14 protein-coding genes and 4 pseudogenes are annotated in these 23124 nt (G+C 70.5%); 10 read left to right on the forward strand and 8 right to left on the reverse strand.

Translation table 11 applies throughout. From position 1 onward, the window contains the following. The first annotated feature begins 73 nt into the window (after nt 1-73). Both QUE51_RS05505 and QUE51_RS05510 read left to right on the forward strand, forming a co-directional pair. Nucleotides 74-343, forward strand: a complete 270-nt coding sequence (locus QUE51_RS05505) for a hypothetical protein (protein WP_286278607.1) — start codon at nt 74-76, stop codon at nt 341-343. Next, nucleotides 340-933 (forward strand): DMT family transporter, encoded by a 594-nt coding sequence (locus QUE51_RS05510; RefSeq protein ID WP_286278608.1) that lies wholly within the window; start codon nt 340-342, stop codon nt 931-933. Before QUE51_RS05505 ends, QUE51_RS05510 begins: the two co-directional genes overlap by 4 nt. 24 nt (nt 934-957) lie before the next feature. On the opposite strand, the pseudogene QUE51_RS05515 reads toward QUE51_RS05510, so the two are convergent. Together QUE51_RS05515 and QUE51_RS05520 are read right to left on the reverse strand one after the other, a co-directional pair. Then, a pseudogene (locus tag QUE51_RS05515) lies at nt 958-3197 on the reverse strand (DEAD/DEAH box helicase). A 201-nt stretch (nt 3198-3398) separates the two neighbouring features. Beyond that, nucleotides 3399-6539: an efflux RND transporter permease subunit gene (locus QUE51_RS05520; RefSeq protein ID WP_286279265.1), complete on the reverse strand. Its 3141-nt coding sequence runs from the start codon at nt 6537-6539 to the stop codon at nt 3399-3401. Nucleotides 6540-6548: 9 nt separating this feature from the next. Here QUE51_RS05520 and QUE51_RS05525 point away from each other — a divergent pair. From QUE51_RS05525 to QUE51_RS05540, 4 genes and pseudogenes are all read left to right on the forward strand, one after another. Next, nucleotides 6549-7247 (forward strand): annotated as a pseudogene (locus QUE51_RS05525) (DUF4097 family beta strand repeat-containing protein); the annotation flags it as partial. 202 nt (nt 7248-7449) lie between these two features. After that, a complete protein-coding gene (locus QUE51_RS05530) occupies nt 7450-8046 on the forward strand; it encodes a PadR family transcriptional regulator (RefSeq protein ID WP_286278609.1) in 597 nt (198 codons plus the stop codon). Nucleotides 8047-8149: 103 nt separating this feature from the next. Further along, a complete protein-coding gene (locus tag QUE51_RS05535) occupies nt 8150-10303 on the forward strand; it encodes an APC family permease (protein WP_286278610.1) in 2154 nt (717 codons plus the stop codon). Between the two features lie 67 nt (nt 10304-10370). Continuing rightward, nucleotides 10371-11366, forward strand: coding sequence for an SMP-30/gluconolactonase/LRE family protein (locus QUE51_RS05540; RefSeq protein WP_286278611.1), 996 nt, complete (start codon nt 10371-10373; stop codon nt 11364-11366). Here the strand turns inward: QUE51_RS05540 and QUE51_RS05545 are convergent. The 5 genes from QUE51_RS05545 to QUE51_RS05560 all read right to left on the reverse strand — a co-directional run bounded on the left by QUE51_RS05545 (nt 11329) and on the right by QUE51_RS05560 (nt 15749). Next, the gene (locus QUE51_RS05545) at nt 11329-12339 is read right to left on the reverse strand and encodes a LacI family DNA-binding transcriptional regulator (RefSeq protein WP_286278612.1); all 1011 of its coding nucleotides are present in this window, start codon (nt 12337-12339) and stop codon (nt 11329-11331) included. The two genes, QUE51_RS05540 and QUE51_RS05545, sit on opposite strands and share 38 nt — an antisense overlap. Before the next feature lie 61 nt (nt 12340-12400). After that, nucleotides 12401-13339 carry a carbohydrate ABC transporter permease gene (locus tag QUE51_RS05550; RefSeq protein WP_286278613.1) on the reverse strand — a complete coding sequence of 313 codons (939 nt, stop codon included), beginning with the start codon at nt 13337-13339 and terminating at the stop codon, nt 12401-12403. A 31-nt stretch (nt 13340-13370) separates the two neighbouring features. Beyond that, nucleotides 13371-13814 carry a carbohydrate ABC transporter permease gene (locus QUE51_RS18350; protein WP_434017244.1) on the reverse strand — a complete coding sequence of 148 codons (444 nt, stop codon included), beginning with the start codon at nt 13812-13814 and terminating at the stop codon, nt 13371-13373. Between the two features lie 23 nt (nt 13815-13837). Continuing rightward, the gene (locus tag QUE51_RS18355) at nt 13838-14422 is read right to left on the reverse strand and encodes a carbohydrate ABC transporter permease (RefSeq protein ID WP_434017245.1); all 585 of its coding nucleotides are present in this window, start codon (nt 14420-14422) and stop codon (nt 13838-13840) included. 70 nt (nt 14423-14492) lie between these two features. Next, nucleotides 14493-15749 (reverse strand): sugar ABC transporter substrate-binding protein, encoded by a 1257-nt coding sequence (locus QUE51_RS05560; RefSeq protein ID WP_286278614.1) that lies wholly within the window; start codon nt 15747-15749, stop codon nt 14493-14495. Between the two features lie 253 nt (nt 15750-16002). Between QUE51_RS05560 and QUE51_RS05565 the strand changes: the two genes are divergently transcribed. Continuing rightward, nucleotides 16003-18045 carry a glycogen debranching N-terminal domain-containing protein gene (locus tag QUE51_RS05565; protein ID WP_286278615.1) on the forward strand — a complete coding sequence of 681 codons (2043 nt, stop codon included), beginning with the start codon at nt 16003-16005 and terminating at the stop codon, nt 18043-18045. Between the two features lie 413 nt (nt 18046-18458). Here the strand turns inward: QUE51_RS05565 and QUE51_RS05570 are convergent. Then, nucleotides 18459-19421: pseudogene (locus tag QUE51_RS05570) on the reverse strand (NAD(P)-binding domain-containing protein); the annotation flags it as partial. 118 nt (nt 19422-19539) lie between these two features. On the opposite strand from QUE51_RS05570, the gene QUE51_RS05575 reads away from it, so the two are divergent. The 3 genes and pseudogenes from QUE51_RS05575 to QUE51_RS18500 all read left to right on the forward strand — a co-directional run bounded on the left by QUE51_RS05575 (nt 19540) and on the right by QUE51_RS18500 (nt 22984). Then, complete coding sequence (locus QUE51_RS05575) at nt 19540-19740, forward strand: DUF3073 domain-containing protein (protein WP_286278616.1); 201 nt, start codon at nt 19540-19542, stop codon at nt 19738-19740. A gap of 792 nt (nt 19741-20532) precedes the next feature. Then, nucleotides 20533-22109 (forward strand): annotated as a pseudogene (locus QUE51_RS05580) (KAP family P-loop NTPase fold protein). A 263-nt stretch (nt 22110-22372) separates the two neighbouring features. Continuing rightward, complete coding sequence (locus QUE51_RS18500; RefSeq protein WP_491562652.1) at nt 22373-22984, forward strand: Qat anti-phage system associated protein QatB; 612 nt, start codon at nt 22373-22375, stop codon at nt 22982-22984. Nucleotides 22985-23124 lie beyond the last annotated feature (140 nt).

Below are 23124 nucleotides of genomic sequence, written 5' to 3' on the forward strand. Positions count from 1 at the left end.
GCCCGGCCATCCGACACCTCCCCGAGTCGCGCGGAGAGTCGGATCCTGCCTGCCGTAGGCGAGGATGGGGAGGATGTCGGCTCTCTTCGCCGCGCTGTTCGGAGTGTCCGGCGCAATCGTCTACGGGGCGGCCGACTTCTTCGGCGGCATCGCGTCGCGACGCGTCGGCGCGCTCCGGGCGGCCGGGATCGCGGCCCTCTCGGGCCTGGCGGTGCTGCTGGTCGCGTTCCCGCTCGTCGGCGGCCGCTACTCCGCTGACGCGCTCTTCTTCGGCATCCTGTCCGGAGTGGCCGGAGCGGGCGCGCTCTCCTCCTCTACGCGTGTCTCGCGCTCGGCCCGATGAGCGTGCTCTCACCCATCACCGCGCTCGTGTCGGCCGTGGTCCCGATGACCTGGGGGCTGGTCCTCGGCGAGCGCCTCGGACCGCTGGGGTCGATCGGGCTCGTCCTCGCTCTCGCGGCGGTCGTGCTGGTCGCCTTCGTTCCGGAGCGGACGGCCGTGCGCGCGTCGCCCCGGGGCATCCTCATGGCGGTCGGCGCAGGCACGCTCATCGGGGTGTTCCTCGTGCTGATCGACGCGGCGCCGGACGACTCCGGCCTCTTGCCGCTGCTCGCCAACCGGACGGTCAACGCGGCCCTGATGTTCGCGGCCGTCGGCATCCTCGCCTTGCGCGGAGCACCGCGGACCCGCGACGCGGCAGGTCGGGGGCTCCGGCTCGCCCTCCTGTGCGGCGCGCTGGACGGGACCGCGAACGCCCTGCTCCTCGCCGGGGTCCGCACCGGCGACCTGACGGTCGTGTCCGTGCTCACCGCCCTCTATCCAGCGGGCACGATCGTGCTCGCCGCGCTGGTCCTGCGCGAGCGGATCACGAAGCTGCAGGCGTTCGGGCTGGTGCTCGCCTTCGTGGCCGCCGCTCTGCTCGCCGTCGACTGAGCGGCGCCGATCGACCGGCGCCGCTCACCCGGAGGGGACTCTAGGAGGTGACGAGCTCCGCGGGGCGTCGCCGCCCGCGGGGATGGTGAGGAAGTCGGCGGTGATCTCGGCGCGGTCGAGCAGCTCCTCGAGACGGCGCCGGCGGGACTTCGCGATGAGCGTCACGACGGTGCCCTGCTTCCCGGCGCGACCGGTGCGCCCGGAGCGGTGCAGGTACGTCTTGTACTCCTCGGGAGCGTCGGCCTGCAGGACGAGCTCGATGTCGTCGACGTGGATGCCGCGTGCCGCGACGTCGGTGGCGACCAGCACGTTCACCCGGCCGCTCGTCAGCCGCTCCAGGTTGCGTGTGCGCTTGGCCTGGTTGAGGTCGCCGTGCAGGCTCGTCGCCGGGATGCCGGCGTCGCTGAGCTCCTCGGCGAGCTGCTCGGCGAACGCCCGGGTCCGGGCGAACACGAGGATTTGCCCGGGCCGTCGACCAGCTCGGTGACGAGCCGGATCTTGTCCTTCTGGTCGATGAGCAGCACCCGGTGGTCGATGGTCGACGACTTCTGGTCCTCGCCGGCCACCTCGTGCACGGCGGGGTCGCGGAGGAACTCGTCGACGAGCGCCGCGACGGCCGTGTCGAGCGTCGCGGAGAAGAGGAGCCGCTGGCCGCCCCGCTCCGTCTGGCGGAGGATGCGCTGCACCGGCTCCAGGAAGCCGAGGTCGGTCATGTGGTCGGCCTCGTCGAGCACGACGATCTGCACGTCGGACAGGTCGAGCGCGCCCTGGTTCACGAGGTCCTCGATGCGGCCGGGGGTGCCGATCACGATGTCGACGCCGCGGCGCAGGGCGCCGACCTGGCGCGCCTGGGGCACGCCGCCGTAGACCTGCGTGGTGAAGAGGCCCACGCTGCGGGCGATCGGCTGCACGGTGTCGTCGATCTGCAGGGCGAGCTCCCGCGTAGGCGCTAGGATCAGCGCGCGCGGCGCCCGGCCCATGGCGCGCTTGGTGCCCGCCTGGGCCTTGAGGATCCGCTCGACCAGCGGAGCACCGAACGCGATCGTCTTGCCGGAGCCGGTGCGGCCGCGGCCGAGCACGTCCCGGCCGGCGAGCACGTCGGGGATGGTGGCGGCCTGGATCGGGAACGGGGTCTCCGCCCCGAGCTCGGCGAGCGCCCGCACGATGTTGCTGCCGAGACCGAGGTCGGCGAACGTGACGCCCTCCACCTCGTCGGCGGTCGTCGCGACGGCCTCGAGGCGCTCGAGCACCACGTCGTCGATGTCGCTCATCCGGCGGTCGGGACGGCCGTCGGACGAGCGGCGGGAGTCGCGGAAGTCATCGTGCCGCGGAGCGCGGCTGCGCTCCTGGAAGTCGTGGAAGCGGCGCTCCCGCTCACCGGAGGGCGCCTCGCGGGACGCGCGGAAGCTCTCGCGGGGGGCCGACGTGCGGCGCTCGGGACGCTCCTCGAACCGGCGGGCCGGGCGCTCGCCCTCCTCGCGGCGGGCGGGGCGGTCGCTGCTCTCGTAGCGCCGGGACGGGCGGTCGTCCGCCCGGCGCTCGGGTCGCGCGTCGCGGTCGAAGCTGCGGCCGGGACGCTCCTCGAAGCGGCGCTCGGGACGCTCCGCCGCACGGCGCTCCGCGCGCTGACCCGCGAAGCCGCGGTTGAAGTCCTGGGCAGGGCGCTCCTCGTAGCGGCGGGCGGGACGCTCGTCGCCACGGCGCTCCGGGCGCCGGTCCTCGGAACGCCGGTCGCCCGCGTCGCCCCGGGCAGGACGCTCCTCGTAGCGGCGCTCCGGGCGCTGGCCCTCGGAACGCCGGTCGCCGCCATAGGAGCGGTCGCCGCCATAGGAGCGGTTCCCGCGGTCAGCGCCGGATGAGCGGTCGCCGCGGTCAGCGCCGGATGAGCGGTCGCCGTGGTCGGACCCGTAGCGGTCGCCGCTGTCGGAGCCGTAGCGGTCGTTGCGCTGAGGGGCGCGGTCGTCGCGCTGTCCGCCGCGGCCGCGCTCGGGGGCACGGGCGCCGAACTTGGGCTGGCCGGCGACGCGGGCACGCGTAGGGCGGTGCTCCGGCGGCGTCCAGTCGGGGCGGCGGTCCGAGCGGTCCGATGCGGCGTCGCCCGTGCGGGCACCGCGCGCGTCGTCGCGACGAGCGGTGCTCCAGCGGTTCTTGCCGGGCGCTTCGTCGGGACGGTGGCCGCGATGCTTCGGGCTGATGCTGCCGGCCTTGCTGCCTCCTCGAGCGGGGCGGCCGGAGGGCGTGGAGCGGGATGGGTTCTTGGGCATGACAGATGTGCTTTCCGGGAGATGCGCCTCAGTGGGCGGCAGAAGGATCCCGGGCAGTCACTGGCCGGGCCGATCGAGAGATTCCAGCGATCCGCTGGTGGACCGGCCACGAGTGACACACAAGTTTCCCCCGGACGCACCGGAGCTCTCGTCACGAGCCGACCGACCCACGTTACCCGAGAAAGCCCGCAACCGCACGGGTCAGGCCGTGGGCTCCTTCGCCGCCCGCACGCCTCGGGCACGCGGCTTGGGCTTCGGCAGCAGACGCCGCATCCCCCGCCCGACCCCCGCGGAGAAGCGCCGCAGCAGCGGACCCGCCCAGTCCTGGAACCGGTACAGCAGGGAGTAGAGCACCGGCAGCACGATGAGCGTGAGCACGGTCGAGGAGGTGAGCCCGCCGACGACGACGAGCGCGAGCGGCTGCGAGATGAAGCCGCCGCCCCCGGTCAGCCCGATCGCCATCGGCAGCAGCGCGAAGACCGTCGCGAGCGCCGTCATGAGGATGGGCCGCAGCCTCCGCGACGCTCCTGCGATCAGCGCGTCGTGGACGGACTCGCCCCGATCCCGGTACTGATTCACCAGGTCGATGAGCACGATGGCGTTCGTCACCACGATGCCGACGAGCATGAGGAGCCCGACGAACGACGCCACGCCGAGCGGGATGCCGGTCAGCACCTGGAGCAGCAGGGCGCCGGTCGCGGCGAACGGGATCGAGACGAGCAGGAGCACGGGCTGCACGAGGCTGCGGAACGTCGCGACCATCACGATGTAGACGATGAGGATGGCCACGAGCACCGCGATGCCGAGCTGCGAGAAGGCGTCCCGCTGGTCCGCGGTGACGCCGCCGAGCTCGGCGCTCGCCCCGGCGGGCAGCTTCGCGTCGTCGAGCGCGGCCTGGATCGCGGCGTTGGCGGTCGCGAGGTTGTCGCCCTTCGGCGTGACCGACACGGTGGCGCTGCGCCGGTTGTCGACGGTCGTGACCGTCGAGGGACCCTCGACCGACTCGACGGTGGCCAGGGAGTCGAGGCGCACCGGACCGGCCGGCGTGGGCACGGTCAGTGCTGCGAGGCCGTCGCGGGTGCTGGGCGCATCCTGCGGCGAGACGTAGATCGAGAGGAGGCGGTCGTCGATCGTGATCCGGCCGATCGTCGAGGGCAGCGTCGCCGCCGACACGTAGCCGGCGAGCGCGACCTCGCTGTACCCGGCGGCCGCGGCGGCGGTTCGGTCGACCGTCACCTGGACATAGGGCCGCCCGGCTTCGAGGTTGCTGCCCGCCTCGGCGACCTCGGGCAGCCCCTGCACCGCCTCGAGGATGGCGGTCCCGGCCGTCTGCAGGTCCGCCTGGGTTCCCGCGGTGACGTCGATCTCGATGTTGCCCGAGCCGCCGAAGCCGCTCGAGGCCTGGACGGAGAACCGTCCGGCGTCCTCGAGACGCTCCAGGCGGGAGCGCACCGTGGTCTGCAGAGCGTCCTGGTCCGCGTCCGCGTCGGTCGTGATCGAGTAGGTGACCTGCGTCCCGCCACCGCCGAGGAAGGCGTCGCGCAGCGCGTTGCCGCTCGTCCCGATGGACGCCTGCACGGTCCGGATGCCGTCGATCGACTCCAGCTCGCCCTCGACGCGCTGCGCCGCCGCATCCTGCACGTCGAGGCTCGTGGCGAGCTCGAACGCCTCCGTGACGGTCAGGGTGTTCTGCCCGCTGGAGCCGAGGAAGTTCGTCTTGAGGAGGAGCGACAGCGCCCCCGTGCCTCCCAGCACGAGCAGGGCGACGAGGACCGTGATGAACGGGTGCGCGAGCGTGCCCCGGAGGATCGGGAGGTAGCCGCGCTGCAGCCGCGTGGGTGCGTCGACGACGTGCCCGCGGTCGTGGCGGTGCACGGGGCGCGACCGGAGGAACCAGTGGGCGAGCACCGGGACGATCGTGAGCGAGACCACGAGCGAGGCGACCAGCGCGATCGTCACAGTGAGGGCGAAGGGCCGGAACAGCTCGCCGGTCGAGCCCTCGACGAACGCGAGCGGCAGGAAGACGGTCACGGTCGTGAGCGTGGAGGCGGTCACCGCCCCTGCCACCTCGCGGACCGCGCCGGCGATGGAGCGCACGCGCTCAGCACCGGTCGGCGCGATGCCGGTGAGGTGCCGCTTGATGTTCTCGATGACGACGATGGAGTCGTCGACGATGCGGCCGATCGCGATCGTGAGGCCGCCGAGCGTGAGCAGGTTGAGGGAGTAGTCAGCGAACTGCAGCCCGACGAAGGTAATGAGCACCGAGGTCGGGATCGAGATAGCGGTCACGATCGTGGCCCGCACGGACAGCAGGAAGACGAGGATCACGAGCACCGCGAAGCCGAGGCCGAGGAGGCCTTCGGTCGAGAGGGACTCGATCGAGCGCTCGATGTAGGGCGCCTGGTCGAAGACGACGGTGTAGTCGGCGCCCGGGAGCGCGTCCTCGAGGTCGGGCAGCGCGTTGCGGACGGCGTGCGACACCTCGACCGTGTTCGCGGCGGGCAGCTTGGTCACCGCGATGGTGAGCGCGGGCTCCCCGTTGACGCGGGACAGCGTCGTGACGGGGTCGTCGGCGAGCGCGACCGTCGCGACGTCGCCGATGGTGGAGGCCTGGCGCGCGCCGACGAGGGGAAGCGAGGCGACGTCCGCCACGGACCCGAGTGGCGCGCCCGCCTGCACCGACAGCGTGCGCCCGTCCTCGGTCAGCGTTCCGGCGGGGACCAGGACGCCGCTCGACTGCACGGCGGTGCGGATCGCGTCGCCGGCGAGCCCCCGGGAGGCCAGGGCGACGGGGTCCGGCGTGATGGTGACGCGCTGGCCGGGTGCGCCGGTGAGACTCGCGGCTCGGACGCCCTCGAGGTCCTCGAGCTCGGGCAGCACCACGCGGCGCACATCATCCGCGTCGCCCTTCGTCACCGCGATCTGGATCACCGGGAAGTCGTCGATGCTGCCGCTCAGCACTTGCGGGTCGAGCCCCGAGGGCAGTGCGGACCGGATCCGGTTCACGGCCTGCGCGATCTTGTTCTCGGTCGAGGGCAGGTCGACGCCGTACGTGAAGGACGCGGTCACGACCGACCGCCCGGAGCTCGACGTCGCCGATGTCGACTCGAGCCCCGCGACGCCCTGGATCGCCTGCTCGATGGGGATGCTGACGCTCTGGTTGACGACCTCGGGCGACGCGCCCTCGTAGGTCGTGACGACGGCGAGCTGCGGGAACTGGATGGACGGGATCAGCTCCTGCTTGAGCGAGGTCAGGGCGATGCCGCCGAACACCGCCGCGACGATCGTGACGAGGGCGATCAGGGCCCGGTTCTTGAGGCTCGCGACGGCCAGGAGATGCACCTGTGGATTATGGCGGAGGCAGATGTCTTGCGCGCACAGGAAGACGCGATATATCGTGTCCGCATCGAACGCGATATATCGCGAGAAGGAGAGGGCCTCGTGACCCAGGAGAAGTGGCTCGTCACCGGGCCGAAGGTGATCGACCTCCCGGCGGTGCGGTCGGTCAAGATCAGCCTGCTGGGCGGGCGCATCGACGTCCTCGGCACCGACGAGCCGACCGCGCGCGTCGAGGTCTCCGACGTGACCGGCCGCGACCTGCTGGTCCGCATCGACGGCGGCCACCTCGAGATCGACCACCCGCAGTTGCGCTGGGACAACTTCGTCGACGTGTTCCGGTCGTTCACGGGCAAGGCCAGCGCGACGGTCAGCCTGCTCCTCCCGCGGGAGGCATCCCTGCGGCTCGGCGTGGTGAGCGCCGACGCCCTGGTCAGCGGGATGCGCACCGGCGCGCGGCTCAACACCGTGTCCGGCAGCATCATGCTCGACTCGAGCGAGGGGGACGTGGAGCTCAACGCGGTCAGCGGCTCGCTGTCCGTCCGGGACCACCGCGGCGCCGTCCGGGCCCGCACCGTGTCGGGCGATGTGTCGGCCACCGGCGCCCTGACGTCGTTCTCCTGCGAGGGCGTGAGCGGCGATCTCTTCGTCGATGCCATGGGGGTGCCCGACTCGATCGACACCAACACGGTGAGCGGGTCGACCACCCTCCGCCTGCCGGTCGGCGTGGGCGCCCGCTACAGCGTCAACACGGTGAGCGGAACCGCGCAGCTCGACGACCGGGTCTTCAAGGGCATCCTCGGGCGCAGCGAGAACTTCACCTCGGGGGCCTCGACGGCACCTGGACCGAGGTGCGCTGCAACTCCGTGTCAGGCGACATCGTGGTCGTCCGGGCCCCCGCGACGGAGCCCGCGGCGTGACGAGCGTGTTCGGGCACGGGCGGCTGCGCCTCTACCTGCTGTCCCTGCTGGACGAGCGCCCCCGCCACGGGTACGAGCTGATCCAGGCGCTCGAGGAGCGCTCGGGCGGCACCTACTCCCCCAGCGCCGGCACCATCTATCCCCGGCTGGCCAAGCTCGAGGAGGACGGCCTCGTCCGCCGCGACTCGGACGGCCGGCGCACCGTGTACGCCATCACCCCGTCCGGAGCGCAGGAGCTCGAAGCGCGCCGGGGCGAGCTGGCCGGCATCGAGGACGACCTCACCGACTCCGTCCGACGGATTGCGGACGAGGTCCGCTCCGGCGTCGACCAGGCGATGAAGAGCCTCCGAGCCGATCTCGCGGCTGCGGCCCAGACGGCGCGCAGCGAGGCCACCACGACCACCCCGTCCGGTGGGCGAGACGGCTTGCGCGGCGCTCGGGACGCCGAGGCGATCCTCCTCGACTTCCGCGTCCGGATGCGCGGGGACCTGCGGGCGGCGGGCGCGCGAGGCGGTGTGCCGCCCGAGGTCGTCGCCCTGCTCGAGCAGCGGCTGCGGGAGGTCCGGCAGGAGATCCTGCGGCACCTCCCCTGACCGGCGCCGCGCGACCGCAGGCCACGAGCACACGCGCGCCCCCACGCATAGCCCCCGTCGGGGTCGCTTGACAGCGGGGTTGCCGAGTGTACGATCGTCCCCCGTGACTCAGCCACCCCCTGTGGAGGAGGCGGACTCAGGCAGCCCCGTCAAGCGCTGGCTCATCGGCGAGAAGCTTCCGAGCGACAAGCTCGAAGGCCAGCTGCTTCCGAAGCACCTGGCGCTCCCCATCTTCGCGAGCGACGCGCTCTCCTCTGTGGCGTACGCCCCGCAGGAGCTGCTGATGATCCTGCTCCTCGGCGGGCTCGCGTTCCTCAGCTTCGCGCCCTGGGTGGCGGCCGCCGTCGTCGTGCTGCTCGCCGTCGTCGTGCTGTCCTACCGCCAGCTCATCAAGGCGTACCCGTCGGGCGGCGGCGACTACGAGGTCGCGAGCAAGAACCTGGGCGAGAAGGCCGGCCTCGTCGTCGCGTCGGCGCTGCTCGTCGACTACGTGATGACCGTTGCCGTCTCGGTCGCGAGCGGCGTGGACAACATCATCTCCGCGATCCCGCAGCTTGCGGGTGCGCGCATCGAGCTCGCCGTGCTCGCGGCCGTGCTCCTCGCCGCAGTGAACCTCCGCGGAGTCCGGGAGTCCAGCAAGGCGTTCGCGCTGCCGACCTACATCTTCGCGGGCAGCGTCCTCGTCATGATCGTCGTCGGAATCGTCCGCACCGCCCTCGGTGACGTGCCCGTCGCCGAGTCGGCCGAGTTCTCGGTCAAGTTCGAGCAGACCACTCAGATCGGCTTCATCCTGCTGCTCCTGCGGGCCTTCTCGAGCGGCTGCTCGGCCCTGACCGGGGTCGAGGCGATCTCCAACGGTGTGCAGGCCTTCCGTCGGCCGAAGATCCGGAACGCGCAGACGACGCTCGTCCTCATGGGCGGCATCGCGATCGTCCTGTTCGCCGGACTGACCGCCCTCGCGCTGATCGCCCAGGTGCACTACGCCGAGGATGCCTGCCATCTGATCGGGTTCGAGAACTGCACGCAGGTGCCTCAGCGGAGCCTCATCGCGCAGATCGCCTCGAGCGTTTTCGGCAACTTCTCGCTGCCCTTTTACATCATCCAGGCGGCAACGGCGGCGGTCCTGCTGCTCGCCGCCAACACGGCGTTCAACGGCTTCCCGCTGCTCGGCGCCGTCCTCGCGAAGGACGGCTACGCGCCCAAGGCGCTCAACACCCGCGGCGACCGGCTGATCTTCTCCAACGGCGTGCTGATCCTCGCCCTCGCTGCGGTCCTGATCCTGCTCGTCTACCGCGCCAACGTGACTCAGCTGATCCAGCTGTACATCATCGGCGTGTTCGTGTCGTTCACGCTCGGGCAGACCGGAATGGTCCGGCACTGGCTGCGCGAGCTGCGCCGCCCCGGCGTGAACCGGGCATCCATCTGGCGCTCCCTGCCCATCAACGCATTCGGCGCCGTCCTGACCTTCAGCGTCCTCGTCGTGGTCACCATCACGAAGTTCACCCACGGCGCCTACCTGGTGTTCCTCATCATGCCCGTGCTGTTCGTGCTGATGCTCGGCGTCAACCGGTACTACCGGGACGTCGAGAAGGAGGTCGAGGTCGACGCGGTCACGACCTTCGGCTCGCAGGGCGATCACGCGATCGTGCTCGTAGGCCGCATGCAGAAGCCGGTGCTGAAGGCCCTCGACTACGCGATCGCCGCGCGTCACGAGAGCCTTGAGGCGGTGCACGTGTCGATCGACGACGAGGCCACCGACCGCCTCGAGCGCGAGTGGCGCGAGCAGAACATCAAGGTGCCGCTGTGCGTGCTCCGGTCGCCGTACCGCGACATCGGCTGGCCGCTCGTCAAGTACATCCGCAAGCACCAGGAGGCGAACGGCGGCGAGGTCGTCACCGTGTACCTGCCGCTCTTCGTCGTCGGGCACTGGTGGGAGTCGCTGCTGCACAACCACAAGGCGCGGCGCATCCGTCAGAAGCTGATGCTCCAGCACGGCGTCTCGGTCGCGCTCGTGCCGTGGCTGCTCGACTCGTCCGATCTCATCTACGGCCGGCGCTCCCGCCCGATCCCGGGTCAGGAGCGCCGCGGCGAGCCGGTCCGCCCGATCCCGCGATCCCCGCTGAAGCCCGCGAGCGTCGAGGCCACGCGCTCCGCGACGGCGAAGGCCAACGCCGTGCGGCCGAAGGACCCGGACATCGAGACCATTCGCCCCCTCCCGCGCAACAAGCGCGTCCCGAGGTCCGAGCGCAAGCTCTGAAGCCCGCGCCCGGGCTCTCGGGATAATGAACCCGGAGCGCGTCCGGGCGGGCGCGGGAAGGACGGCCATGCGGTCACTCGGCGAGTCTCGCGCCCTGCTCGGCGAATCGCCGCTGTGGTCGGAGGACCGGCAGACGCTCTACTGGCTCGACCTCCGCCGGCCCACGCTCCACTCCTGGACCGAGGACCGGGGCGAGGCGTCGGTCCCGCTCGAGCTCCAGGGACCCCTCGGGCCCCTCGTGCCCACTCGCGACCCGGGCGTCGCGGTGACCACCGACGTCACCGGCCTGCACGCCGTCGACCTCGCAACGGGCGCGACCCGCCGCCTGGGCGACCCGTTCGCGGAGACGCCCGGCGTGCACGTCAACGACGGCAAGACCGACCGGACGGGGCGGCTCTGGCTCGGCACCGCCGACGACGACGAGAGCGAGCCGATCGGCTCGCTCTACCGCGTGAGCGTCGAGGACGGCCGCATCTCGGTGCACGAGGTGGACTCGGGATTCGCCGTCAGCAATGGCCCGTCCGCGAGCCCCGACGGGCGGACCCTCTACTTCGACGACTCGGACGGCGAGCGCATCCTCTCCTATCCGCTCGGGGAGGACGGCCGGCTGGGCGACTCCGCCGTCTTCGCGACGTTCGACGGGGAATCCCCGGACGGCTGCACGGTCGACGCGGAGGGCGCACTCTGGGCGGCGTTCTGGGGCGGCGGCCGCGTCGCGCGCTTTGCCCCGGACGGCACCCAGCTGGCGGAGTACGCCGTGCCGGCCCTTCACGTGTCGAGCGTCACCTTCGGCGGACCCGGCCTCCGGACCCTCTTCGTGACGACGGCTCGGAAGGGCCTGACGGACGAGCAGCTCGCCGAGTACCCCGGCTCGGGCGGTACCTACGCCTTCGAGCCGGGCGTCGCGGGCCTCCCCGAGACCCCTGGTCCGCCGACCTCCCCTGACCTCCCTGGTACGTTCCGGCCCAGGTGGTGCGCTGCACCGTACCTTTCGGGCCGGAACGTACTCGTTCGAGTGCGTGGGGCTAGACGTCGCCGCGCAGCACGAGCTCCGGCACGATGAGGCGATGCGGCGGCGGCGCGCCGTCCTCGGCAGCCCGGCGGCCGTCGAGGAGCTCGAGCACCGCCTCGGCCACCAGATCCGTGCGCTGCTCCACGCTCGAGAAGCCGAGCGCCCGGCTGACCGGCGTGTTGTCGAAGCCGACGATCGGGATGCTCGGACCGCTCCGGTCCCGGCTCAGGGCGAGCGCAGCACCGAGCGCCAGGGAGTCGCTGGCGCACACGAGGGCGTCGAACTCCGCTCCCCGCTCCCGCCAGGCGGCGACGGCGGACTCCGCGGCACCCACGTCATCGGGAGCCACGGTCACCAGACCCGGCTGCGGGTCCAGCGCCGCGCCGCGAAGCGCATCCTCCCACCCGCCGCGGCGGTCGTCGCCGGTGCCGGACGGGGACGGCCAGCCGAGGAAGCCGATGCGCCGGATGCCCCGGTCGAGGAAGTGCTGCGTGGCCGCCGCGGTGCCCGCACGGCCGTCGACGTCCACCCACGGGTGGGTGTGCAGGTCCTCGGCGCCCCAGGGGCGGCCGAACGTCACGAACGGCACCCGGTTCTCGGTCATCCAGGCGACACGCGCGTCGCCGTGCTCGGTCGAGGTGAGCACGAACGCGTCGGCGTCGGCGCCGTCGTTGAGGCGGCGGATGTGCGCGATCTCGTCCTCGGGATCCGTCGAGACGTAGAGCAGCACGCGCAGGCCCCGCGCGTCGGCCTCCTTGGTGAAGGAGTGCAGGAAGCGGTCGAGCAGGGCGCCCGAGATGCCGTCCCGCGTCTCATCCAGCCGGACGCCCAGGGTGGATGCGCGCCGCGTCCGCAGGCGCCGCGCCGAGGCGTGCGGCTGGTAGCCGAGGGCCAGGATCGCCGAGCGGACGCGCTCCTGCGTCTCGGCCTTCACGAGGCCGGGGGCGTTGAGCACGTTGGAGACCGTCTGGCGGGAGACACCCGCCACGCGGGCGACGTCGAGCACCGTCGGCAGAGCCGGCATGCGCGACCTCCTTCCTCGCGGAACTCTCCCAATGGTCGGGCGTCGGTGTCAATTCCGCGGGTCAGCCCTTCTCGGCGCCGCCCGTCGTGTTCATGATGCGGCGCTGGAAGACGAAGAAGAGCACCGCGACCGGGATCGACATGAGGACCGCCGAGGCAAGCCGCAGCGGGTACTGGTTTCCCGTGCCCAGCTGCCCCGACACGAGCGACGCGACCCCCGTCGTCAGCGTGTTGAGCGCGGGATCCTGCCTCGAGATCACGAAGTGGGCGAACTCGTTCCAGGAGCCCTGGAAGCTCAGGATGAACAGGGTGATGAGCGCCGGCCGGGCCATGGGCAGCACGATCGACCAGAAAGTGCGGAAGATGCCGGCCCCGTCGATGCGGGCCGCCTCCTCCACGCTCACCGGGATCGACTCGAAGAACTGCTTCATGATGAAGATGCCGCCCGCGTCGATGATGAGCGGGATGATCATGCCGGCGTAGGTGTTGTAGAGGCCGAGCTCCTTGAGCACGAGGAACCGCGGGATCAGCAGCACCACGTTGGGCACGGCGAGGATCGCGATGAACGCCGCGAAGACGGCGCTCCGCCCCGGGAAGCGCAGCCGCGACAGCGCGTAGCCGGCGAGGGAGTCGAAGAACACCCGGCCGAGCGTGACGATGATCGTGATCAGCGCCGAGTTGCCCGCCCAGCGCAGCAGCGGCACGTCGGTGAACAGTCGCTCGTACGCGGCGAAGCTCCACACCTGCGGCAGCAGCGACAGGGGGTTCGCCGTCGCCTCGTTGTCGGTCTTGAAGCTGCCCGCGATGGAGATGAGGAACGGATAGATGTAGATGACGGCGAGCGCCACCAGCACCAGGTAGCTGAGGATCAGGCCGGTCCGCACGCGCCCCGGCACTGTGCGGCGCCGGCGCGGCCGGTCGACCGCGGTGCCCTGGGCGGCAGCGGCCGCCACCGGCACCTCGAGGGCGGAGGCAGCGCTGCCCGGTCCGATCGTGCTCATCGTGCCGCCTCCGCTCGCGCCGCCTGGCGCTTCAGTCGCTCGCCCGCTCGCCGTGCCCGCCGCTCCCCGATCGGCCGAGATCCCGGTCCCGCAGCACCCAGCGCTGCAGCAGCGTGAAGGCCACGATGATCGCGAAGAGGATGAACGAGATGGCCGCGCCCTGGCCCCAGTGCAGGTCCTTGAAGGACGTGGAGTAGGCGAGGAACGCGGGCGTCAGGGTGGTCTTGCCGGGCTTTCCGCCGCCCGTCAGGTAGATCTGGTCGAACACCTGCCAGGTCCCGATGAGACCGAGCGTGAGGACCGTGAAGAGGGTGGGCCGGAGCATCGGCAGCGTCACCGAGAAGAACCGCCGGAACGAGCTCGCGCCGTCGACCATCGCCGCCTCCTCGATCTCCTCGCCGATGTTCTGCAGGGCGGCGAGGAACAGGAGCATGAACGTGCCGGAGGTCGTGAAGATGGCCAGGATGATCAGCACGCACATGGCGACGGACGGGCCGCTCAGCCAGTCCCACCACGACAGCCCGAGGGGGCCGGCGGTCGCGAGCGCTCCTTGCCGCCGACGCCGAACAGCCCGAGGAACTGGTGCAGCACGCCCGTCGGGTCGGCGAACCAGTTGGGACCGTTGACGCCCAGCCAACCGATCACCGCGTTGACGGCGCCGGACGAGGTGAAGAGGAACAGGAAGATCGTCGTGATCGCGATAGAGCTCGTGACCGACGGGAAGTAGAAGGCGGTGCGGAAGAACCCGCGCGCCGCGAGGACGCGGCGGTTCACCTGCACCGCGAGCAGCAGCGCGAGCGCCGTCTGCAGGGGCACCACGAACAGGACGTAGTAGAGGTTGTTGCGCAGCGCTGTGCCGAAGTCCGACCGGGCGAGGCCCGCGTCGACCAGCACCTTCTCGTAGTTCTTGGTGCCGACGAGGGCGGAGTTGCCGAGCGGCGACCCCAGCCCGTTCCAGTTGGAGAAGCTCGTGTAGAGCGCCAGCAGGATGGGCAGCACGAGGAAGACCCCGATGATGACGATGGCGGGCGCCACGAACGCCCAGCCGTACACGCCTTCGCGGCCGCGGATGCTTCTGCTCATCTTCGAGTCCTTCCGTCGTCAGCCTGCCGGGAGAGGGCGGGGTCTCGCGACCCCGCCCTTCCCGATCGGATCAGCCGTTCGCTTCGTCCAGAGCCGCCTGGAGCTCGGTCTGCAGCGAGGACAGCATCGCCTTCGGGTCCCCGCCGGTGGCGAGGGTCTCGAGCTGCGAGTTGAAGTCCGTGATGACCGCAGCGGCGCCCGCGAAGTTGATCGGGCTCACCGCGTAGTCGTTGCTCGCGACGAACGAGGCGTTCTCCGGGTACTTCTCCGCGTAGGTCTTGGCGGCGGACTGGGTCGAGGGGATGACACCGAACGCGTCGGCGAACGCCATCTCCTGCTCATCGCTGGTCAGGAACTCGACGAGCTTCTGCGCCTGGTCGGCCGTGTCCGAGTTCGCCGGGATGCCCCAGCAGTTCGTGAACGTGAAGGTCGACTTGCCGGACGGGCCCGCGGGGAGCTCGAAGGCCTGGTACTTGGTGTCCGGGTAGTCGGTCTTGATGCCCTTGATCCACGGACCCTCGATGACCATCGCGGCCTTGCCCGCGCCAAGCGCCTCGCCGGACCAGCCGGCGTCGATCTCGGTCGGGAACTTGAGCGCGCCCTCGTCGTGCAGCTTCTTCACGTACTCGAGACCGGCGAGGTTCTCGGCGGAATCCGCCGTGGCCTTCTTGCCGTCCTTCGACACCATGGTGCCGCCGGCCTGGTTCATAAAGGTGCCCATGCGCGCGTACTCGGCGCCGAAGGACAGGCCGACGGTGTCACCGGTTGTGAGCTTCTGGGCCACGGCCTCGAGGCTCGCCCAGTCGGTCGGGACGTCGGCGTCGGTCAGGCCGGCCGCCGCCCACTTGTCGGTGTTGACGATGAGTCCGAGGGTCGAGAAGTCCTTCGGCGCGCACGTGAACGTGCCGTCGTAGGTGAAGGCGTCCTTGAGCGTCGGGTAGAACGCGTCCGCGTTGGACAGGTTCTCGGCGTACGGCTGGAGGTAGCCGTTCTTGGCGTAGGTGGAGAACTGGTCCCAGCCCATGTAGAAGAGGTCGGGTGCGTCGTCGCCGGCGAAGCCCTGGCTCAGCTGCTGGTTGAGGTCGCTGGCTGCGACCACCTCGACCTTGGTGTCGTTGTCCTTCGCCCATGCGTCGGCCGCCGACTGGACGGCCTTCGTCTCCGCGTCGCCGCTCGAGCCGATGAGCATGGTCAGCTTGTCGGAGGACCCGCCTCCGCCGCCTCCGCTGCCGCCGGAGCCGCCCGAGCATCCGGCGAGTGCCACGGCCAGCCCGGAGGCGAGCACCACGGCGCCGACGCGGAGTGCGCGTCGAGATTCGTGCTTCATTGCATGTCCCTTCTTGTGCATAGGCCGGTGCTGCCCGGCAGGGCCTTCGTCCGATCGCCGCACGGCCGGCGGAGCTGGAGCGGCGGGGAGTGAAGCGGGGCTCGCGCCCTGCTCCGGCTTCCTCGCCGTCGACCTCGACCCATCGATCCGTGATTGACTTTGATCGTTCAAATGACGCTTGTCATGTTACGCGGGCATGGCAACGTGTCAATTGCACCGTGCCGTTTGCCAGCGCCGATTCGAGGAGGAGCGGATGTCCGGGACCGAGGGACTCCAGCCACTGCTGCACGACGCTGTCGTCGTGCTCGCCGCACCATCCCAGGCGTGGGGCGCGTCGAGCGGCGACATCGCCGGCGGCGTCCAGGGCTTCTACGACGGCGACCGCCGCATCCTCTCCGAGCTGGTCGTGCGCGTGGGTGGGGCCGCGCCCGAGCCGATCTCCTTCTCGACGCCCGACGCGGGCACCGCAGAGTTCGTCGGGCTGCTCCGCGGCGTGGACGACCGGTCGGCGGACCCCCGCATCCGGCTCATCCGCCGGAGAACCGTGGCTCCGGGCCGGCTGATCGAGCGCCTCGTGCTCGAGTCGACGCTCGCGCACGAGGTGACCTCGCGGGTCGTCGTCCGGGTGTCCACCGACCTCGCCACCATGCACACTGTCAAAGCCGGCGTTCGGGAGCCGGCGGCCGCGATCGCTGCGACGGCTGGCCCCGGCACCCTCGCCTGGACCGCACAGGACGTCAGGATCGAGCTGATCGCCCCGGGCGCTTCCGTCGCCGAGGCTGCGACCGGAGCCGCTGAGCTGACGTGGGACGTGACCGTGCCGGCGAAGGGCGCCGTGACCCTCGAGCTGACCGTGCAGGCGGAGACCGGCGACGCGGTCGTCACGGCGCCCGCCGCACCCGCGGAATGGTCAGGGGCGCGGCTGGCCGCCGGCGACATCCGGCTCACGCGCTGGGTGCAGGGCGCCCTGGGCGACCTCGCGGCGCTGCGGATGAGCACGCGCGCCCGGCCGGACGCGGCGTTCCTCGCCGCCGGTGCCCCGTGGTTCTTCACACTCTTCGGCCGCGACTCGATCTGGGCGGCGCGCATGCTGCTGCCCTTCGGCACCGACACCGCCCGCGACACCCTGCGCGTCCTCGCCGACTTCCAGGGCACGAAGTCCGACCCGGACACGGCGGAGCAGCCGGGCAAGATCATGCACGAGCTGCGCTCCGCGACTCTCGAGATCCCGGGCGAGGGGATCGAACTCCCGCCGCTCTACTACGGCACCGTCGATGCCACCGCCCTCTGGGTGTGCCTGCTCGCCGACGCCTGGCGCTGGGGCCTGCCCGACGCCGACGTGGAGCCGCTGCTCCCCGCCATGGAAGCCGCGCTGGCGTGGCTGCGCGACTACGGCGACAGCGACGGGGACGGCTTCCTCGAGTACGTGGACGAGTCGGGCCGGGGACTGGCGAACCAGGGCTGGAAGGACTCCGGCGACTCCGTGCAGTGGAACGACGGCCGGCTCGCCGAGGGGCCCATCGCACTCTGCGAGGTGCAGGCCTACGCCTACGAGGCCGCCCGCTCAGGCGCCGATCTCCTCGACACCTTCGGGCGTCCCGGCGGCGCGGAGTGGCGGGCCTGGGCGGCGCGGCTCAAGGAGCGCTTCGCCGAGGCCTTCTGGGTCGAGGACGAGCGCGGCCGCTACCCGGCCATCGCCCTGGACGCCGAGAAGCGGCCCGTCGACTCGCTGACCAGCAACATCGGGCACCTCCTGGGCACGGGTCTGCTGGAGCCGGAGGAGGCGCGCCTCGTCGCCGAGCGCCTCGTCTCCCCGGAGCTCAACTCGGGGTACGGCCTGCGCACGATGTCGACCGAGGCCGCCGGCTACTGGCCGCTCAGCTACCACGGCGGCTCGGTGTGGGCGCACGACACCGCAATCGCGATCACCGGACTCGCCCGCGACGGATTCGGCGAGGAGGCCGCCGGTCTCGCCGAGGGCCTGCTCGCGGCCGCGGAGGGCTTCGGCTACCGCATGCCCGAGCTGCACTCAGGCGATGCCGCGGCGACCACGGCTCGGCCCGTCCCCTACCCGGCGGCATGCCGACCGCAGGCCTGGTCCGCCACGGCGTCCGTCGCGGTGCTGTCCGCCCTGCTCGGCGTGGAGCCCGACAGAGACGCGGGCACTCTGCGCACGCGGCCCCTCCCGGCGGCGACCGTCTCGGGGATCTCGGTCGAGGGACTCCGGCTCGGCGGCCGGGCGTTCCTCGTCACGACGGGCACGGAGGGGCACGCGGCCATCACGGCCATGCACTGAAGGGCCGCGCGCGCCTCGCTGAGCGGGTCAGCCCCGCGGGTCACTCGTCGGCGAAGAACCTCGCGAGGATCGACACCGCATCCTTGTCGTCCTCCTTGAAGATGACGGGCACCTCCCCTGTCGGCGGACGGTAGCTGCCGCGCGCTCGCGTCGGCATGGGAGCCGTGGGCGGACCCGGCTGGGGGCGGGGGCAGCCGCCGCGTCGGTCGAGCGGCGCGACTGCGGCACGGGAGCCGTCTGGGTCGGCGGCTCGGCCGGCGCCGGGGAACGCGGTCGCCCACCGCGGAGAACACCTGTCGCGCGACGATCCGGCCCGACCGGTTGGCACCGATGGTGCTCGCGGTCGGTCCATAGCCGGCGAAGAATATGCGCGGATCGCGCTCGGCCGCGCCGGTGGAGACGACGATGCCGCCTTCCTTCTCGTGCAGGCGCAGCGGGCTCAGGTGGCGCACGTCGGGGCGGAACCCGGTCGCCCAGAGGATCGCGTCGACCGGCTCGCGGGTGCCGTCCGGCCAGACGGCCGCGTGCTGCTCCATGCGCGCGAACATGGGCAGGGCACGCAGGACGCCGCGCTCGATGCCGGCGGCGATGCGCCGGGTCTTGGGCACGCCCGTGCCGCTGACGATGCTCGGGAGCGCCCGGCCGGTGCGCGCCGCCTCATCCTGTGCGGCGACCGCGGTGACGGCGTCCTCGAGGTCGAGTGTGCCGTGGTCCAGGAAGTCGACGGGACGACGGGTGACCCAGGTGGTCGATGCCGCGACGCCCTCCAGCTCGAGCAGGAAGCCGATGGCGGACGTCCCGCCACCCACGACGAGCACGTGCTGGCCGCGGAACTCCTCGGCGGAGCGGTAGGTGGACGTGTGCACCTGGCGGCCGCGGAAGCGCTGGGCGCCGGGGTAGTACGGGACGAACGGGGCGCCCCAGGTGCCGGTCGCGTTGACGACGGCGTGCGTCGTGATGTCGCCGAGGTCCGATCGCACCACGAGGTCGGCGCCGCGGTTGAACACCGCGCTCACCTGCACGGGTCGGCGCACCTGGAGGTCGTAGAACGCCTCGTACTGCGCGTAGTACTCGACCACGACGTCACGCGCGGGACGCGTCCGGTCGGCCGTGTCGAAGCTGAGTCCGACCGCTTTCATGCCGGGAAGGTCATGGACCCGATGCGCGGAGCCGAGCCGGAGCGACTCCCAACGGTGCTGCCAGGCGCCGCCCGCCAGAGGCCCGCCGTCCAGGACCAGATAGTCGGTGCCCGGCCGCATGCCGAGCCGCTGCAGGTAGTAGGCGACCGAGAGTCCGGCCTGCCCGGCGCCGACGATCACGACAGAAGTGGACTCGTTCAGCACATCCCCTCCTCCGGCCTTCTCACCCTCCCACACCTGAGCCCATCGTGCCTCATGGGCCGCGTGCTAAAGTAGCGCCCAGTTTTCAAACCCTGTTGAGTACCGCCGTGCGCCTCTGACCCGCCGGCCGAAGAATGGTGAGGGGGTCACGCATATGGGGCGCGGCCGTCAGAAAGCAAAGCACACCAAGGTGGCGCGTGAGCTGAAGTACTTCAGCCCTGCGACCAACTACGACGCACTCGAGCGCGAGCTCACTGCGCACTCGCCGCACGGCGAGAGCAGCGAGTACGACAAGTGGGCGGCGGAGTTCGGCGACGACGGCGACGCCGGCGGCGAGCGCTCGCAGACCGCCTGACGAACCTGAGGAGGCGGCGCTCACCGGCGAGGTGGGCGCCGCCTCCTCGTCTCTGTGGCAAGCGCCCGATCCGGCGGCGTCGTGCTTGCGGATGATCCACATCCATCTCCGGGACGACGCGCCGGCCGCCGGCTCAGGAGACCCTGTGGGTACGCCGCGAATCGGTACCTTCGCCCTCCTGCGAGCGCGTAGGACCTCGCGTCCGTCGGCGCGGCGGCGAACCCACGCTTTCCGATGCGAGAATGGTCTCCGCCATCGCGGTGGTCGCGCCGCTCGCCTTACAGCGCCGCCAGTCACACCAGAGCAACGGGCGGCCGCTCCATGCTGTCTCGGCTCCTTAAGCGACGTCGCTCGACATTGTCGCTCTGGCCCGTCGCGAACCGCTTCCAACAGGCGAGCGCCGACGCCTCGCTCCAAGGGCGAGAGCGCAGGGTTGAGTGCACTTTCGGGCCGGTCCCCGCACGGATGAGGCCGCGACGACGAGTCTGTTTGACGCAGAGCGCGATGGTCTCTCTGTCGCCGTGTTCGCACGCGCTATCGTCGGCAACTGGTCAGACGTTGGGCAGGTACGCCTCCGCGCCACACGACGCGCTTCTTGAGGGCAAGTGGGCCGCCGCCTGAAACGCGAGCTCGACACGATGGGAACGCCATGAACAGCCGATCCTCCCTCCAACTCTGGGACGACAACCCGAGCCTCGTCGATCTGCTTGGCTTTGACGCTGTGGTGGCTCCAGTGATCCAGGCCATCGGGACGCCCCGGGTGGACCCTCTCGCGGTTGGAATACACAGTCCGTGGGGCGGGGGAAGTCAACGGTCCTGAACCTCCTCGAATCGAGCTTGCGGACTGACGGGCGTTACATAGTTGTGCGCACAGACCCATGGCAGTACGACAACCAAGACGACGTGAGAGGGGCACTCGTCGCCGAAGTGCTTGATCAGCTAGGCGAGACTTTTTCGGCTGACGCCACCGCCACAGCGCGCGTTGCTGACCTCATCAAGCGGATCAGCTGGACTCGCGTCGGACTAGCGCTGGGCAAAGGGGCCTTGAGTATGAGTTGGGACGCCGAGGAGTTGCTCGCTGCTTTCAAGCCTCGGGGTCGATCAGATGACCGGTCAATGGCGGGCTTTAAGGATGCTTTTGGTGCGCTGGTGAAGGAACTCCCGGGGGTGGAACGGGTCGTCGTCCTCGTGGACGATCTCGATCGATGCCTGCCCCCGCAGTCATGGCGACTCTTGAGGCGATCAAATTGTTCCTTGCCGTGCCCAAGATGGTTTTTGTCATCGCAGCAGATCAGGAGATGGTCCGGGATTCGATAGCCGCTACGTTGGGAGACACCAACCGCAGCAGTGCCTTTGCGACTAGATACCTCGAGAAGATCATCCAACTTCCGGTCACGCTCCCGAGGCTGGCCGGGGCTGACGCCGAGGCCTACATCGGTTTGCTCCTCGCGAGCGGCGACGCGACAGGCCCATCGCAGCTCGCGGGGCTAGCAGAGCACGTTGCGGCCCGTCGACGCGCCGGTGCGGTCCCACTCCTTGCCGACCTGGGAACGCTCAGTGGCAAGCCGTCGCAGGACACCCTTGACCTGTCAGCCCAGCTCGCACAGGGGCTCTCTGCCGACCGCCTCGCGAACCCGCGCCAGATCAAGCGCTTTCTGAATGCGTTCGGCGTACGATCGATTGTCTCCCATTCTCGTGGGGTGGAGATCGCACCATCGGTACTTATGAAGATGCTCCTTCTCGAGGATCTCCACCGCAATTCCTTCGAAGCACTAGCGGGCGCGGCACGGGCGAGGCGCGCCACCCTGATGCAGGAGTGGGAAGCTTGGGGCAGGGGTGACGAGGGTGCGGCGCGCCCCGAGGAGGTTTCGGACGATACGCGCCACTGGGCGGCCAGCCGACCCTCGCTAGCTGACATCGATCTAGCTCTGTATCTCAATCTTGCGGCGTCGCTACTGAACGTACGCGCTGGCGAGGAGAGCAGCGATGCGGTGATCCGGCTCATCGATGCGCTCCTTGGAAAGAGTGGGCCGGCCCGGGAGGCGGCCCTGGTGGAACTTCTAGTTCTGCCGGAGCCGGAACAGCGGGCAGCGATGGAACTCGCTGTCCGACAGGAGAGACAGCTCGACGATCTGGACGTTCTATTCCAGGCGCTCATTCAGTGGGCCGACCAAACTCCTGCGCTTATTGACGTCGTCTTGCGGGCCGCGTCCGACTCGACCCGTCGGATAACCACGGGCGCCGTCGTGCACATGAACGCTTCGGCACATCGTGATCGCTATCGCCCACTACTAGAGCGCCTGACCACCGCCGAGGGAATTGATCCGATGGTTCGAGAGGCCGTGCGGATGGAGCTGGGATCCGCCTAATGGGTACGAGCGGAGCTTTCGGTGGTAGTGGCGCAGCCGCTTGGGACAAGGTGCGGTCCGCCTGGGAAGCGATGGGATCCGCCGGCGGGGACGGTGCTGCCTCGACAGAGGCGCCACCCCCATCGGCTGTCCCCGACGTCCCTGCTGCAGCCGAATCTCCCTCCGCCTACGATTCGCTGATCTCCGCCATCGCTGACGCCCTGATTGGTGAGGACCCCGATGCTCGTCGTCGCAACGTGCCAACAGTGCCGAGGGCACAGACGATGCCATCGCCGAGGAGAGGTCGCCAAAGCGGCGGGTCCTCAGGCGGCGGCGGCTCTGCCAGTGGTGGCAGCGGCCGTGCCAGCGCTGGTCGGCGGATCACCGGGCAAGCGGCTCGTGGAGGTAACGCAATTGGCGCCGCCGTCGCCTACCGCAATCGCGATGTGGCGGGTCTTGCTGACTTCGGTCTATCGCTGGACGAACTCGATGCCCTTTCACCGCGGATGCGCTTCGCACGGATCCTCGACGTGGCTATCGGGCAAGCGGGGCACCCAGACGAGCAGGCGATGCGTCAAGCATCTCTCGAGCAGATCAAAGCGCTACTCTCCGCCGGAACCGATGGCGCTCGGCCGACAGGCATGGAGGCCCTGAGGGATTTCATTAGTGAATTGACCGTACGGATTGGACTCATAGAACTCCGGGACCAAGTGCTCGCTAAGACAGTCTCGCCGAAGCAGGCGCAGCAACGCGAGACTGGCCTACGGCAGTGGGTGAGCGCGAAGGTCCAGGGGATCGATCTCGGTCAGTACGGCAGAGTTTCGACCCGCGACTTCCATCAGGTAGCGCGCCAAATGAGCGCTGATGTGCTGCGGCTGTTGAGGGGGACTCAATGACGAGCGCTGCCGGAAACTTCAGCGTGCAGGTGGAGGGGACGGGTGCTCCTGAAGAGGTAGGCGTGACGCGTCTGTCGTGGCCTTCTCACCCCGGACACACTGGTTCCGTTGTCTCCGACTTGGGCTGGGACATGCGCCCG

Source organism: Naasia aerilata (genome assembly GCF_030296595.1).
Classification (GTDB): Bacteria; Actinomycetota; Actinomycetes; order Actinomycetales; family Microbacteriaceae; genus Naasia; species Naasia aerilata.